We start from the raw sequence: 13,217 nt of genomic DNA, 5'->3' as shown, positions 1-13,217 counted from the left end.
GATGGCCGAGGACATGAGCCCGATGAGCCTGACCCGCTCGAAGCCGGTCGTCACCCGGGCCGCGGCCGAGGCACTGGTCGCCCGCGCGATGGAGCATGCCGAGAAGATCGGCAAGAACGTCTCGGTCGCGGTGGTCGATGATGGCGGCTTCCTGATGGCCTTCGCGCGGATGGACACCGCCAACCCGGCCTCGGCGCAGATCGCCATCGACAAGGCCTATACCGCCGCGGTCTCGCATATCGCCACCCACAAGTGGCAGGAGATCATGCAGTCGGACGAGCCGCTGCGGATCGGCGCGCCCTCGGGCGTCCACCGCCTGGTGGTCTTCGGCGGCGGCCAGCCGATCGTGATCGACGGCCAGGTCGCGGGCGCCATCGGCTGCTCGGGCGGCCACTGGACCGGCGATACCGATATCGGCACCGAGGCGCTGAAGCTCTTCGGCTGAGCCCGCTCCAAGGGCGGGCGCCCGGCGCGCCCGCCGCAACCAGCGAGAGGACAGGACCATGATGCTGCCCACCTCATTCCATACCGGCTTCCTGGCCGGCCTGCCCGTGGCGGAGGCGGTCCGGACCATCCGCGGCCACGGCTACGACATGGCCGAGCTGAATGCCGAGATCCTGCCCTGGGGCCCTGCGCATCTGGGCATCGGCACGCCCGGCCATGTGCTGGCCGAGCTGGCGCGGCTCGGGCCCTATTCGGCGCTCTGCCTGCACCACCGCGATTTCGGCTCGAAGGACGACGACCGCCGCGACGCCGCGCTGGCCTGGACCGCCGCGATGATGGAGCGCGCCCCCGATCTGGGCATCCGCGTAGTGCATGTGATCCCCGGCGAGGACACCTCGCTGCCGTCGCTGCACCATTCGCTGCGGGCGGCCGTGGAGGCGGCAGAGGCGCGCGGGCTGGAGCTGGCGCTCGAGCCGATCGTCGGGCGCCAGATCGGCACGGCGGAGGGCGCGCTCGGCGCCATCGCCGCGGCGCCGGGACTGAAGATCAATTTCGACGCCTCGCACCTGAAACCGATGGGCGACGACGTGACCGAGGCCGCGCGCAAGCTGGCGCCGCATGTCGTGCACATGCATCTCAAGGACGTGACCGGCACGCCGGAGACCTTCCGCTTCGTGCCGATCGGCCAGGGCGAGATCGACCTGGCAGCGATGCTGCAAGCGCTGATCGCGGGCGGCTACCGCGGGCCCGTCTCGATCGAGCACGAGAGCCACTGGTTCGCCGCCGACAGCCGCGGCGCGGCGCAGGTGCTCGACGACTGCCTGCGCGACATCCGCCGGCTGCTCTCGGAGGCAGAGGAACTTTCCGCGGCCTGACGGGCGCGGCGCGGGACCGGCGGGAGGGGTTGAGGAGCCCGCCCGGCCGGTCCGCGGAAGACAAGGGGCGCGCAGCTGCGCGTCCCGGGGAAAACAGGGAGGAAAGACATGACCAGAATGATCATCAGCCGGCGGAAGCTCCTGCAGGCAGCGGGCGCGGGCGCGCTCGCCTCGGGGATGGGACTGCGGCCCGGACGGGCCCGCGCGGGCGTCAGCCTGCGGCTCGGCCACCAGCTCGGCGCGACGCACCCCTCCTACCAGGCGGTGGAGAAGATGGCCGCGGCCATCGCCGAGCGCACCAGTGGCGAGGTGGAGATCAACGTCTTTCCCAATGCCTCGCTCGGCTCGCCGCCCGACATGGTCAAGCAGGCCCAGCTCGGCGCGCTCGACCTGGTGATGTTCAACCCGCCGAATATCGAGAGCCAGGACCGCACCGCCAACGTCATCCAGATCCCCTACCAGTTCGACGGCTACGAGCATGCCCACCGCGTGCTGGGCGGCACGGCCAAGCCCTGGCTGATGGAATTCTTCGACCGCAACAAGCTGACCTGGATCGCGAATTTCGAATACGGCTTCCGCGCGCTGTCGAACAGCAAGCGGCCGGTCAACACCCCCGAGGACGTCAAGGGCCTGAAGCTGCGCGTGCCGCCGGAACTGTCGATCAAGGCGACCTTCGACGCGCTCGGCGCCGTCACCCAGACCATCGCCTTCGACGAGCTCTACCTCGCGCTGTCCAGCGGCGTGGTCGACGGCCAGGACAACCCGATCTCGGTCGATTACGCCAACAAGTTCTACGAGGTGCAGAAGCACATCGCCACCACGCGGCACATCTACACCTCCTTCATGCTGGTCGGCTCGCCCGCGACCTGGAAGCGGCTCTCGCCGGACGTGCAGGCGGTGATCTCCGAGGAGGCGGTCAAGGCCGGCACCTGGGCGCAGCAGGCGACGATGGACGGCGAGGAGGAGATGCTCTCGGCGATGGACGATGACGGGGTGCAGATCACCCGGCCCGACCCGGCGCCCTTCCGCGCGATGATGGAGCCCGCCTGGGACGTCATGCGCGAGCGCATCGGCAAGGAGACCTGGGACACGTGGATGGGCTTCGTCGAGGCCGCCCGCACCGCCTGACGCAATTGCCTGCCACCCTGCCGCGGCCATTCCGGCCGCGGCACCGGGCGGACCGGCGGGCCAGAGAGAAAGTTCGAGACCGATGAGCGTCTTCGTCATCATGTCAAGCCTCGTGGCCCTGATCGTCTTCGGGCTGCCCATCGCGGTGGCGCTTGGCGCCATGGCCGCGGGAACCATGGTCTGGGCCGCCGGGCCCGACCTGCTGGTGATCTTCATCCAGCGCTTCTACACCGGGATGACCTCCTTCTCGCTGCTGGCCATCCCGTTCTTCATCCTGGCGGGGAACCTGATGAATACCGGCGGCATGACCCACCGGATCTTCCACACCGCGCAGGTCTTCGTCGGCCGCGTCCGCGGCGGGCTCGGCCATGTCAACGTGGTCGGCTCGATGCTGTTCTCCGGCATGTCGGGCTCGGCCGTGGCCGACAGCGCCGGGCTCGGCGTGGTCGAGGTCAAGGCGATGAGGGACGCGGGCTACGATCCGGCCTATGCCGCCGCGATCACCGCGGCCTCCTCCACCATCGGCCCGGTGGTGCCGCCCTCGATCCCCTTCGTGATCTACGGCAGCCTGGCCAATGTCTCGGTCGGCGCGCTGTTCCTGGCGGGCATCATGCCGGGGCTGCTGATGGGCCTGTCGATGATGGCGGTGATCGCGCTGACCGCCCGCGCCAAGGGCCTGCCGAAGCTCGCCGAGCGCCCGGGCCTGCGCGAGAGCCTGGCGACCATCGCCGAGGCGCTGCCCGCGCTCGCCATGCCGCTCTTCGTCGTCGGCGGGCTGCTGCTGGGCTGGGTGACGCCGACCGAGGCCGCCGTGCTGGCCGCCGCCTATGCCGCCTTCATCGGCATCGTCGTCTATGGCGAGCTGAAGGTCTCGGACCTGCCCGACGTGCTCTGGACCTCGGGCCGGCAGGCGGCGCAGGTGCTGTTCATCATGGCGCTGGCCGCGCCGTTTTCCTGGGTGCTGGTGCAGCAGCAGGTGCCGAATGCGGTGGTCGAGGCGCTGCTTTCCGTCAGCCACGAGCCCTGGGCCGTGCTCCTGATGATCAACGCGATCCTCTTGATCCTCGGCATGTTCATCGAGGGCATCGCGGTCATGGTGATCTGCATGCCGATGCTCTTGCCCGTCACCCAGCAGCTGGGCGTCGACCCGGTGCATTTCGGCGTGATCGTCGTCCTCAACCTGATGATCGGGCTGATCACCCCGCCGGTGGGGCTCTGCCTCTACACCGTCTCGCAAGTGGCCAATATCGACCTGCTGTCGATCATCCGCGAGGTCTGGATCTACCTCGTCGGCCTCGTCGTCGTGCTGCTTGCCGTCACTTTCATCCCGGGCCTCGTCATGTGGGTCCCCGCACTCTTCGGGTTCTGACCATGGAAACGCTCAAATCCCTTCTCTCCGGCGCCGACCGCCTGGTCGCCCGCCTGTCGCGCTGGGGCGTCGTGCTCTGCCTCGCCGTGCTGTTCCTGCTGCTGCTGGCGCGCGTCGCGGCACGCACCACCGGCATTCCCTTCGCCGCCTATGACGAGATCGTCGAGCTGGCGACCGTCTGGCTGACCATCTCGGGGGCGATCGCGCTCTGGCGCGAGGGGGCGCTCTACCGCGTCGATGTCATCACCGCGGCCTTCCCCGGCTTCGGCCGCCCGGCCGAGCTTCTGGTGCAGCTCCTGATGCTCGCCTTCGCCTTCATGCTGCTCAAGGTGGGGCTCGCCTTCACGCTGATGAGCCGCGAGGTCACCGCCTTCATGCAGATCGACATGGCCTTCTACTACGGCGCGATCCCCTTCGCGGGCGCGGTGATGGCGGTCTACAGCCTTGCCGGGCTGACCCGCGCCCTGCGCGAGCTGCGCGACAGCCTGGCCGGGCGCGACGAGCACAGCGGCCTCTCGAAGCGCGCCCTGCCCGAACATCTGTGATCCGCCGCACTGCCCCAGGAAAGGACAGGACATGACCCATTACGACCGTTTCGGCCTCTTCATCGGCGGCGCATGGCAGCCCGTGGCCGCGGGGCCCGCGCTGGACGTGATCGACCCGGCCACCGAGGACCGGCTCGGCCGCATCGCCCGCGCCGGTCCGGCGGATCTGGACCGCGCGCTGGCCGCCGTCGCGGCCGCCGCGGCCCCATGGCGCGAAACCTCCGGCTGGGAGCGCTCGCGCATCCTGCGCGCCACCGCCGCCGCCATGGCGGCCTGCGCCGGGGAGGCGGCGACCGAGATGAGCGCCGAGACCGGCAAGCCGCTGGCCGAGGCGAAGGGCGAGTGGCAGGCCGCCTGCGACCAGTTCGACTGGATGGCCGACGAGGCGCGGCGCATCTGGGGCCACAGCCTGCCCGGCCGCGAGCCGGGGCTGCGCCTCGATGTCCGCTACGAGCCCGTGGGCCCGGTCGCCGCCTTCACCGCCTGGAACTTCCCGGCGCTCCTGCCTGCGCGCAAGGTGGCCGCGGCGCTGGCGGCGGGCTGCCCGGTGGTGATCAAGCCCTCGGAGGAGGCGCCCTCGGCCATGTTCCGCATCGCCGACTGCGCCGCCGCCGCGGGGCTTCCGGCAGGCGTGCTGAACGTCGTGACCGGCGATCCGGCGGAGATCTCCGCCCATCTCGTCGCCTCCCCGGTGATCCGCAAGGTCTCGCTGACCGGCTCCGTCCCGGTCGGGCGGCTGATCTCGGAACTCGCGGGGCGCCACCTGAAGAAGGTCTCGATGGAGCTCGGCGGCCATGCCCCGGTGCTGGTCTTCCCCGATGCCGATCCGGAGGCCGCGGGCACGCTCTGCGCCCGCACCAAGTTCCGCAATGCCGGCCAGGTCTGCATCTCGCCCAGCCGGTTCTACGTCCATGAGGACATCTACCAGCCCTTCGCCGAGGCGATGGCGCGCACGGCGAAATCGCTGAAGATCGGCCGCGGGCTGGACGAGGGCGTCGAATTCGGCCCGATGGCCAATGCCCGCGGCCGCGACCGCGTGCTGGAGCTGATCGAGGATGCCCGCGGCCGCGGCGCCGAGCTTCTGGCCGGGGGCGGCGTGCCGCCCGAAAGCAACCGCGGCTTCTATGTCGAGCCGACTGTGCTGGGCCATGTCCCCGAAGACGCCCGCATCCTGTCCGAGGAGCCCTTCGGCCCGGTCGCCCCGGTCATGCCCTTCGCGGGGTTCGACGAGGCGATCGCGCGGGCCAATGCCCTGCCCTTCGGGCTGGCGGCCTATGTCTTCACCGGCTCGATGGCGACCGCGGACCGGGCCGCCAGCGCGCTCGAGGCCGGGATGATCGGCATCAACGACATGCTGCTGGCCACCGCCGAGGCGCCCTTCGGCGGCATCAAGGACAGCGGTTCGGGACGCGAGGGCGGACAGCTCGGCATCCTCGACTATCTCGACCCCAAATACGTCAAGCAGCGGCTTGCCTGAGCAGGAGACCAGAATGACCAAAGACAAGCCCCAGGGGATCGCCCGCGGCCTGACCAATTACGGCGACGCGAAATTCTCGAAATACCTGCGCCGCAGCTTCGCCTCGTCCATGGGCTACAGCCGCGAGATGCTGGACAAGCCGATCGTCGGCATCGCCCATTCGGCCTCGGGCTTCAACAACTGCCACCGGCATTTCCCCGAGCTGATCGAGGCGGTGAAGCGCGGCGTGCTGGCCGCGGGCGCCCTGCCGATCGAGTTCCCGACGATCTCGCTCGGCGAGGTCTTCCTGTCGCCGACCTCGCTGAAATTCCGCAACCTGATGTCGATGGATGTCGAGGAGATGGTCCGCGCCCAGCCGATGGACTCGGTCGTGCTGCTGGGCGGCTGCGACAAGACCGTTCCCGCGCAGCTGATGGGCGCGGTTTCGGCGGACCTGCCGGCCGTGCAGCTGGTCGCCGGTCCGATGTCGACGGGGCGCCACAAGGAGCACCGCCTGGGCGCCTGCACTGATTGCCGCCGCTTCTGGCAGCAGTACCGCGCCGGCAGGATCGACGACCAGGAAATCGACACCATCGAGCAGAAGCTCGCCTCCACCGCCGGGACCTGCGCGGTGATGGGCACGGCCTCGACCATGGCCAGCCTGACCGAGGCGATGGGCATGATGCCCGCCATGGGCGCCGCCATCCCGGCAGTCAGCGCCGACCGGCTGCGCATGGCCGAGGCGACCGGCAAGCTGGCGGTCGACCTCATCGGCTCGGACCGCACGCCCAAGGCGATCCTGACCCGCGAGGCGCTGGAGAATGCCGTCACCGTCCTTCTGGCGCTCGGCGGCTCCACGAATGCGGTGCTGCATCTCGCCGCCATCGCCGGGCGGGCGGGGCTGTCGCTGGATCTGCACCGGCTGAACGAGATCTCCGACCGCACGCCGGTCCTGGTGGACCTGAAGCCGACGGGCAGCTTCTACATGGAGGACCTGCATTACGCGGGCGGCATCCCGGCGGTGATGCGCGAGCTGCGCGACCTTCTGCATCTCGACGCGGTGACGATCACCGGCGAGACCGTCGGCGACCGGATCGAGGCGGCCGACCCCTGGGTCGACCGAAACGTCATCCACGAGGGCAGGGCGCCGGTGCGCGCCAATGGCGGGCTGGTCGCGCTCTACGGCAATCTCGCGCCCAACGGCGCGATCCTGAAGCGCTCGGCGGCGGATGAAACCCTCTTCGAGTCCGAGGCCCGCGCGGTGGTCTTCAGCTCGCTCGCCGATCTGGCCGAGCGGATCGACGATCCCGATCTCGACGTGACCGCGGACGACATCCTGGTGCTGCAGAATGCCGGGCCGGCCAGCGAGGCCTCGATGCCCGAGGCGGGCTACCTGCCGATCCCGAAGAAGCTGGCCCAGGCCGGCGTGACCGACATGATCCGCATGTCGGATGCGCGCATGTCGGGCACCGCCTATGGCACGATCGTGCTGCATGTCTCGCCGGACGCGGCCTCGGGCGGCGCGATCGGGCTGGTGCGCGACGGCGACCGCATCCGCATGAGCGTGGCAGAGCGGCGGCTGGAGCTTCTCGTCTCCGAGGAGGAGCTAGCCAGCCGCCGCGCCGCCCGGCCCCCCGCCCCCCAGGTGGAGCGCCGCGGCTATGACCGGCTCTACCACCAGGAGATCCTGCAGGCCGAGGCGGGCTGCGACTTCCGCTTCCTCGTCCCCGCCCCGGCCGCCGCCGCGCTGGAGAAGGACTGCCTGAACGCCGCCGAGTGACCTCCGCGGGCGGCCCCGCCGGCCGCCCGGCTTTCCCGATCCCGTCCCCAGGCACTGGCATTGGCACTGGCCTGCCTCCGCTCCGCCGGGGCGGCCGTCGACTGCATCAGCCGCCCGTCCAGGCGCCCTCCCGCAATGTCCCGACATCTTCCCGCGCGCCGCCGCCGGCCCGGGACAGCATTCCCGAGAAGCCCCACGCGTCTCCGCAGCCGAGCGCGGCAAAGACCGGTGTCGACCCGGAAGACCGGTGTCGACCCGGGGGAAGGCCCGCTTCGACCCCGGCGCGGCAGCGCCATCCCGGGTGGACAGAGTTCCGGTCCCGATCCGCCCGGATACCACCCCCAGCGGCTTGACCTGGTGGCATCAGCGCACCTCAGACGGACGCGCCCGCAAATTCTGTCCTTCATTCCCGAATCTCGCGCCCAGTCCGCTGCGGGCCGCCAGCGCAGCGCGTCGGCCCGGTCGCACCGGAGGCCTCCTGCCGCGCGCGGAGCCGCGACCCGGCCCGCAAACGCATCTCCGCGCCCCTTGCTCCGTCGGCGCAGCAGCCTTGCACGGCCAGGGCGCACGCCCGCCGCAGGACGCGAAATTTCAGCCACTTCCCCTGCGGCGCCCCATCGCCCGGCAACCTCCGGCGCGGCAGTCCGTCCCCGCCGCGCCGCAGGCGGGCTCAGTTCCACATATGCAGCACTGTCGCCCAGGAGCCGTCGGCCTGACGCTGGTGGATCGTCACGATCTTGCCGCCATAGGCGTTGCCGTCGCCGCCGACCCCGGACCAGTCCCCGGTCATGAAGACCAGGTCGTCCGTGCCCTTGACCTGCGACACGGCGATGGCGTGCTGGCCGAAGCCGCTATCCATGAAGCCCTGGAACAGCGCCCTGATCTCCGCGCGCCCGTCCCTGACCGTGCCGTCGCCGGCGACCACGCGGGCGTCCTCGGCATACATCGCCGCGACCGCATCGGCGTCGCCCTGGTTGAAGGCCGCATCCCAGGCGGCCGAGAGCGCCTCGACATCGGCGGGCATGTCATCGCCCGTCGCGGGCAGCGCAAGTACCGCCGCCAGCGCGCAGGCAACGGCAGCTCGGTGAACGGAAAGCCGTATCGTCATGACAGTCTCCTCCCCTTTCGTCGCGTCCGCATCGCTCGCGGACCACAACCTAGGGTAGCATACCACAACTTCGCAATTCCGGCGCATCCGCGGCGCAGGCCGGGCATCCCGCCCCCGCCTGCCTCGCGGACGCCATCCGCCCCCGCCCCGGAAACCGGCCGCGCTCCCCTGGACCTCTCCGCTTCCCGGAGACACCGGGGCTCCGGCGGGCGACGCAGCTGCGCCCGCGACCCAGAGCCTGCCCGCTGCGGCTCCGCCGACCGGACACCCGCAAGAGGGGTCCAGAGCGTCGTCGTAGAGGACATGTTCGCGGGTTTGACCCGGATGCGCCCGGACTTGAGCAAGCCTTGCCGCCTTCAGAAGCATTTTCCCGGCTTTTCCAGCAAGAGCCGTGCCGGAGTGGACTTTCAAAGCACCCTGCCAGGCGGCGCGGGCCCCAGCTGGCCTGGCGCGCGCCGATAGCCGGCAAGCCGGGACGGCTGCACGCAATTTCCGGCGCGACCACTTCATTGCGGCGCATTGCCAAGGGTGTCTTCAGGTCCGCCCCCACGCCGGCGACTGGAGACGGCGCTCCTCGCGAAGGCAAGGAGGATACGCCATTGCCGCACGGCGCCACGCTTTGCAGACCGCAGACCGCAGACCGCAGACCGCAGACGACGATCCGTGTCCGGCCCCCGAACGGCAAGGCCCGGGGCCGCTCGCGGACGGAAACGGCATTCGGCCCGCTCCCCGCGGCCAGCCAGACGGCCCGGGCGCAGCGGCCCGCCCCGGATCAGGCGCGAGGCAGACAGGCCGCGCCTCGCACCCGTCGCCGGAGGGCCGCCCGAGTCACCGGGCCCCGGACATTCGCATCCGCGACGGACCGCTTCTGGGTCCCGGCACGGCCAATGGCAAACAAGGTTTCGGACCACGCCAGAGGCAGGGGCATCGCCTCCTGCCAGCGGCGTCTGCACCGGCACCGGTCCGAAGCATCCGGGCCGCCGGGCCGCGCGGGCAGCGCCCTGGCGCGCGGCCGGATCGCAGCCTCAGGATCGGCGCGCATGGCCCTCCGCGGAGCCGGACCTTGATTTTGCGCAAGGTTGCGGCCCGCGAATCCCCCTAGGCTGCGGCAAGATGATCGTTGCTGGAGAGGGGGCATGGGAGCTGGCGACATCGGCCCGTCCGGACAGGTGACGGCAATCCGCGGCGCGGTGCTGGACCTGCGCTTTGCCGTCGGCGCCCTGCCGGGCATCGGCGAGGCGGTGCTGGTCCGGCGCGAGGCCGGAACCGATGTGACCGTCGAGGTGCAGGCGCATCTGGATGCCGCGACGGTGCGCGGGATCGCCCTGCAGGACACCACCGGACTGCGCCGGGGGGCGCGGGCCGACCCGGCGGGCGGTCCGCTAGAGGTGCCGGTCGGCGAGGCGGTGCTGGGCCGGCTTCTGGATGTCGCCGGGCGCATCGGCGATGGCGGAGAGCCCCTGCCCGCCGGCGTGCCGCGGCGGCCGATCCACCGCCCGCCGCCGCCCTTGCGCGCCCGCGACGGCGCGGCCGAGCTCTTCCATACCGGGATCAAGGCCTTCGACCTGCTGACGCCGCTCGCGCAGGGCAGCAAGGCGGCGATGTTCGGCGGGGCGGGCGTCGGCAAGACCGTCCTCGTCATGGAGCTGATCCACGCCATGGTCGCCAGCTACGAGGGCATTTCCGTCTTCTCCGGCGTCGGCGAGCGTTCCCGCGAGGGGCACGAGCTGCTGATGGAGATGACCGGCGCCGGCGTGCTCGGCCGCACCGTGCTGGTCTACGGCCAGATGAACGAGCCGCCCGGCGCGCGCTGGCGGGTGCCGCTGACCGCGCTGACCATCGCCGAGCATTTCCGCGACGAGGCGCGGCGCAACGTGCTGCTGCTGATGGACAATGTCTTCCGCTTCGTCCAGGCCGGGGCCGAGGTGTCGGGCCTGCTCGGACGGCTGCCCTCGCGGGTCGGCTACCAGCCGACGCTGGGCACCGAGGTTGCCGAACTGCAGGAGCGGATCGCCTCCACCGGCGCCGCCTCGGTGACCGCGGTCGAGGCCGTCTACGTGCCCGCCGACGATTTCACCGATCCCGCGGTGACCACCATCGCGTCGCATGTCGACAGCACGGTGGTCCTGTCCCGGGCGATGGCCGCCGACGGGATGTATCCCGCGATCGACCCGGTGGCGTCCTCGTCGATCCTGCTCGATCCGCTGCTTCTGGGCGAGGAACACGTGCGCGTCGCCAACGAGGTCCGCCAGGCGATCGAGCACTACCGCGGCCTGCAGGACGTGATCTCGCTCCTCGGCATGGAGGAGCTGGGCAGCCATGACCGCCGGATCGTCGAGCGCGCGCGGCGGCTGCAGCGCTTCCTGACGCAGCCTTTCGCGGTGACCGAGGCCTTCACCGGGATCGAGGGGCGCTCGGTGCCGGTCGCGGAGACCATCGCGGGCTGCAGCGCGATCCTGGCGGGCGAATGCGACGACTGGGACGAGAGCGCGCTCTACATGGTCGGCACGCTCGGCGAGGCGCGCGCCAGGCAGGCGGCGGCACGGAGGGCGCCATGACCGGGCTGCACCTGACCGTGACCACGCCGATGGCTGTGCTCGCCGACGAGACCGGGCTCCGCTCGGTGCGGGCCGAGGATCGCAGCGGCAGTTTCGGCATCCTGCCGGGGCACGCGGATTTCATGACGGTGCTGCCGGCTTCGGTGCTGCGCTGGCGGACGGCGACGGGCACCGAGCGGTACTGCGCCCTGCGCAGCGGCCTCCTGACCGTGGCGGAGGGCAGGACGGTCGCCGTGACCTGCCGCCAGGGGGTGCTTGGCGACGATCTCGCGGCGCTCGAGGCGGAGGTCGCCGCGCTGCGCGCCGCCGAGGCCGATGCGGACAGGCGCGAGCGGGTCGAGCAGATGCGGCTGCATGCCAGCGCGGTGCGCCACCTGATGCAGTACCTGCGGCCGGGGCGCGCGGGCGCGCCCGCCGGAGCGCCGCCCGCACAGCCGGGAGAGGGGACATGACCGGGCCGCGACGGAACCATCTCGCCGACGCGGCCCGCCGCTCGGCCGAGCGCGCGCGGCTGGGCAAGGAGGCGCCCGAACCGTCGCTCGGCGCGCGGCTGGGTCAGATCGGGATCCTCGGCTGGGCCATCGTCGTGCCGACGCTGCTGGGGGTCGTTCTGGGCCGCGCGGCCGACCGGCTCTTTGGCACCGGCGTCTTCTTCACGGCCCCGGCGATCATGCTCGGCGCGGCGATCGGCTTCCACGCCGCCTGGAAATGGATGCACAGGCAATGACACTGCCCCCGCCCTTCGACACCGGCCCTGCCCTCGCCCTGCCCGCGCTCTGCGCCGGCATCGTCCTGGGGCTGGCGCATTTCGCGCTCCTCCACCGGGTGGCGGCGCTCTATCTCGGGGGCGGCTCCGTCCTGCGCGCGCTGGCGCTCCAGGCTGCGCGGCTGGCGATGCTGGCGGCCTTCCTGGCGCTGCTGGCACAGGCCGGGGCGCTGCCGCTGCTGGCCGGGACGCTGGGACTGCTGCTCGGGCGCCGCACCGTTCTGCGCCGCCGCTCCGGAGCGCCGTGATGGAGAACCCGCTGACCCTCGAACCGCTCTTCCGCCTCGGCCCCGTGCCGGTCACCGAGCCGGTGGCCGTGACCTGGGCGATCCTCGTGCTGGCGGCGGCGGGCTGCCACCTGGCCACGCGGCGGCTGCGCCTGGCGCCGGGCCGGCTGCAGACCGTGCTGGAGCTCTTCGTCACCGCCCTCGACAGCCAGATCCGGGACACGATGCAGCGCGATCCGGGCCGGTTCCGCACGCTGATCGGCTCGATCTTCCTCTATGTCCTCGCCGCCAACTGGTCCTCGCTCGTGCCCGGGATCGAGCCGCCGACCGCGCGGCTGGAAACCGACGCCGCCCTGGCGCTGATCGTCTTCGCGGCGACCGTCTGGCACGGCATCGCCGCGCTGGGGCCAGGGGGCTACCTTGCCACTTTCGCCGAACCCAGCTGGGTGATGATCCCGCTCAACCTCGTCGAGCAGGTCACCCGCACCTTCTCGCTGATCGTCCGCCTCTTCGGCAACGTGATGAGCGGGGTCTTCGTGATCGGCATCCTGCTGTCGCTCGCGGGCCTGCTGGTGCCGATCCCGCTGATGGCGCTCGACCTGCTGACCGGGGCCGTCCAGGCCTACATCTTCGCCGTCCTGGCCACCGTCTTCATCGGCGCCGCCATGGGCGAGCATCCCCCCGCTTCGCAAACCGCAAAGGAGCCAAGACCATGACCGGAGACCTCGTCCAGATCGCCAGCATCCTCGCCGCGGCGCTTGCCGTCTCCTTCGGCGCCATCGGCCCGGCCCTCGCCGAAGGCCGCGCGGTCGCCGCCGCGATGGACGCGATCGCCCGCCAGCCCGAGGCCGCGGGCACGATCAGCCGGACCCTCTTCGTCGGGCTCGCGATGATCGAGACGATGGCGATCTACACGCTGGTGATCGCGCTGCTGCTGCTCTTCGCCAACCCCTTCGCCTGA

The 13,217-nt window shown here is 71.3% G+C and carries 14 protein-coding genes; 13 read left to right on the top strand and 1 reads right to left on the bottom strand.

Going from position 1 to position 13,217, the window contains the following annotated elements; translation table 11 throughout:
• Position 1 precedes the first annotated feature (1 nt).
• The 7 genes from FGX59_RS11030 (at position 2) to FGX59_RS11000 (ending at position 7,597) form a co-directional block, all read left to right on the top strand.
• Positions 2 to 445, top strand: coding sequence for a heme-binding protein (locus FGX59_RS11030; protein WP_206078336.1), 444 nt, complete (start codon positions 2 to 4; stop codon positions 443 to 445).
• 58 nt (positions 446 to 503) lie between these two features.
• On the top strand, positions 504 to 1,319 hold the full coding sequence (locus FGX59_RS11025; RefSeq protein ID WP_138466592.1) for a sugar phosphate isomerase/epimerase: 816 nt from the start codon (positions 504 to 506) through the stop codon (positions 1,317 to 1,319).
• Positions 1,320 to 1,427: 108 nt separating this feature from the next.
• Positions 1,428 to 2,447: a TRAP transporter substrate-binding protein gene (locus tag FGX59_RS11020; protein WP_138466591.1), complete on the top strand. Its 1,020-nt coding sequence runs from the start codon at positions 1,428 to 1,430 to the stop codon at positions 2,445 to 2,447.
• A gap of 82 nt (positions 2,448 to 2,529) precedes the next feature.
• On the top strand, positions 2,530 to 3,816 hold the full coding sequence (locus tag FGX59_RS11015) for a TRAP transporter large permease (RefSeq protein WP_138466590.1): 1,287 nt from the start codon (positions 2,530 to 2,532) through the stop codon (positions 3,814 to 3,816).
• 2 nt (positions 3,817 to 3,818) lie between these two features.
• Positions 3,819 to 4,361 (top strand): TRAP transporter small permease, encoded by a 543-nt coding sequence (locus FGX59_RS11010; RefSeq protein WP_138466589.1) that lies wholly within the window; start codon positions 3,819 to 3,821, stop codon positions 4,359 to 4,361.
• A 31-nt stretch (positions 4,362 to 4,392) separates the two neighbouring features.
• Positions 4,393 to 5,838, top strand: a complete 1,446-nt coding sequence (locus FGX59_RS11005; RefSeq protein WP_138466588.1) for an NAD-dependent succinate-semialdehyde dehydrogenase — start codon at positions 4,393 to 4,395, stop codon at positions 5,836 to 5,838.
• A 13-nt stretch (positions 5,839 to 5,851) separates the two neighbouring features.
• On the top strand, positions 5,852 to 7,597 hold the full coding sequence (locus tag FGX59_RS11000) for a dihydroxy-acid dehydratase (RefSeq protein WP_138466587.1): 1,746 nt from the start codon (positions 5,852 to 5,854) through the stop codon (positions 7,595 to 7,597).
• Between the two features lie 670 nt (positions 7,598 to 8,267).
• Here FGX59_RS11000 and FGX59_RS37540 read toward each other — a convergent pair.
• The gene (locus FGX59_RS37540; RefSeq protein WP_171060607.1) at positions 8,268 to 8,705 is read right to left on the bottom strand and encodes an SgcJ/EcaC family oxidoreductase; all 438 of its coding nucleotides are present in this window, start codon (positions 8,703 to 8,705) and stop codon (positions 8,268 to 8,270) included.
• A 1,136-nt stretch (positions 8,706 to 9,841) separates the two neighbouring features.
• On the opposite strand from FGX59_RS37540, the gene atpD reads away from it, so the two are divergent.
• From atpD to FGX59_RS10965, 6 genes are read left to right on the top strand one after another with little or no spacing between them, the layout of a single operon-like run.
• Positions 9,842 to 11,263 (top strand): F0F1 ATP synthase subunit beta, encoded by a 1,422-nt coding sequence (gene atpD, locus FGX59_RS10990; protein ID WP_138466585.1) that lies wholly within the window; start codon positions 9,842 to 9,844, stop codon positions 11,261 to 11,263.
• Positions 11,260 to 11,715, top strand: coding sequence for a F0F1 ATP synthase subunit epsilon (locus FGX59_RS10985; protein ID WP_138466584.1), 456 nt, complete (start codon positions 11,260 to 11,262; stop codon positions 11,713 to 11,715). Before atpD ends, FGX59_RS10985 begins: the two co-directional genes overlap by 4 nt.
• Entirely contained in the window at positions 11,712 to 11,990 is a 279-nt protein-coding gene (locus FGX59_RS10980) for an AtpZ/AtpI family protein (protein WP_138466583.1), read from the top strand. The genes FGX59_RS10985 and FGX59_RS10980 overlap by 4 nt, the downstream gene beginning before the upstream one ends.
• Positions 11,987 to 12,277 (top strand): ATP synthase subunit I, encoded by a 291-nt coding sequence (locus FGX59_RS10975; protein ID WP_138466582.1) that lies wholly within the window; start codon positions 11,987 to 11,989, stop codon positions 12,275 to 12,277. Before FGX59_RS10980 ends, FGX59_RS10975 begins: the two co-directional genes overlap by 4 nt.
• Entirely contained in the window at positions 12,274 to 12,972 is a 699-nt protein-coding gene (locus tag FGX59_RS10970) for a F0F1 ATP synthase subunit A (protein WP_206078335.1), read from the top strand. The genes FGX59_RS10975 and FGX59_RS10970 overlap by 4 nt, the downstream gene beginning before the upstream one ends.
• Entirely contained in the window at positions 12,969 to 13,217 is a 249-nt protein-coding gene (locus FGX59_RS10965) for a F0F1 ATP synthase subunit C (RefSeq protein ID WP_138466580.1), read from the top strand. Before FGX59_RS10970 ends, FGX59_RS10965 begins: the two co-directional genes overlap by 4 nt.

Origin of the sequence: Poseidonocella sp. HB161398, from assembly GCF_005870025.1 — a bacterium.
Lineage (GTDB): Bacteria > Pseudomonadota > Alphaproteobacteria > Rhodobacterales > Rhodobacteraceae > Mangrovicoccus.
This window is presented reverse-complemented; position numbering and strand designations above follow the sequence as displayed.

Bases quoted from the DNA above. Each gene is read 5' to 3' on its own strand.
- FGX59_RS11030 (WP_206078336.1), top strand. From the start codon at position 2: ATGGCCGAGGACATGAGCCCGATGAGCCTGACCCGCTCGAAGCCGGTC.
- FGX59_RS11025 (WP_138466592.1), top strand. From the start codon at position 504: ATGATGCTGCCCACCTCATTCCATACCGGCTTCCTGGCCGGCCTGCCC.
- FGX59_RS11020 (WP_138466591.1), top strand. From the start codon at position 1,428: ATGACCAGAATGATCATCAGCCGGCGGAAGCTCCTGCAGGCAGCGGGC.
- FGX59_RS11015 (WP_138466590.1), top strand. From the start codon at position 2,530: ATGAGCGTCTTCGTCATCATGTCAAGCCTCGTGGCCCTGATCGTCTTC.
- FGX59_RS11010 (WP_138466589.1), top strand. From the start codon at position 3,819: ATGGAAACGCTCAAATCCCTTCTCTCCGGCGCCGACCGCCTGGTCGCC.
- FGX59_RS11005 (WP_138466588.1), top strand. From the start codon at position 4,393: ATGACCCATTACGACCGTTTCGGCCTCTTCATCGGCGGCGCATGGCAG.
- FGX59_RS11000 (WP_138466587.1), top strand. From the start codon at position 5,852: ATGACCAAAGACAAGCCCCAGGGGATCGCCCGCGGCCTGACCAATTAC.
- FGX59_RS37540 (WP_171060607.1), bottom strand. From the start codon at position 8,705: ATGACGATACGGCTTTCCGTTCACCGAGCTGCCGTTGCCTGCGCGCTG.
- atpD (WP_138466585.1), top strand. From the start codon at position 9,842: ATGGGAGCTGGCGACATCGGCCCGTCCGGACAGGTGACGGCAATCCGC.
- FGX59_RS10985 (WP_138466584.1), top strand. From the start codon at position 11,260: ATGACCGGGCTGCACCTGACCGTGACCACGCCGATGGCTGTGCTCGCC.
- FGX59_RS10980 (WP_138466583.1), top strand. From the start codon at position 11,712: ATGACCGGGCCGCGACGGAACCATCTCGCCGACGCGGCCCGCCGCTCG.
- FGX59_RS10975 (WP_138466582.1), top strand. From the start codon at position 11,987: ATGACACTGCCCCCGCCCTTCGACACCGGCCCTGCCCTCGCCCTGCCC.
- FGX59_RS10965 (WP_138466580.1), top strand. From the start codon at position 12,969: ATGACCGGAGACCTCGTCCAGATCGCCAGCATCCTCGCCGCGGCGCTT.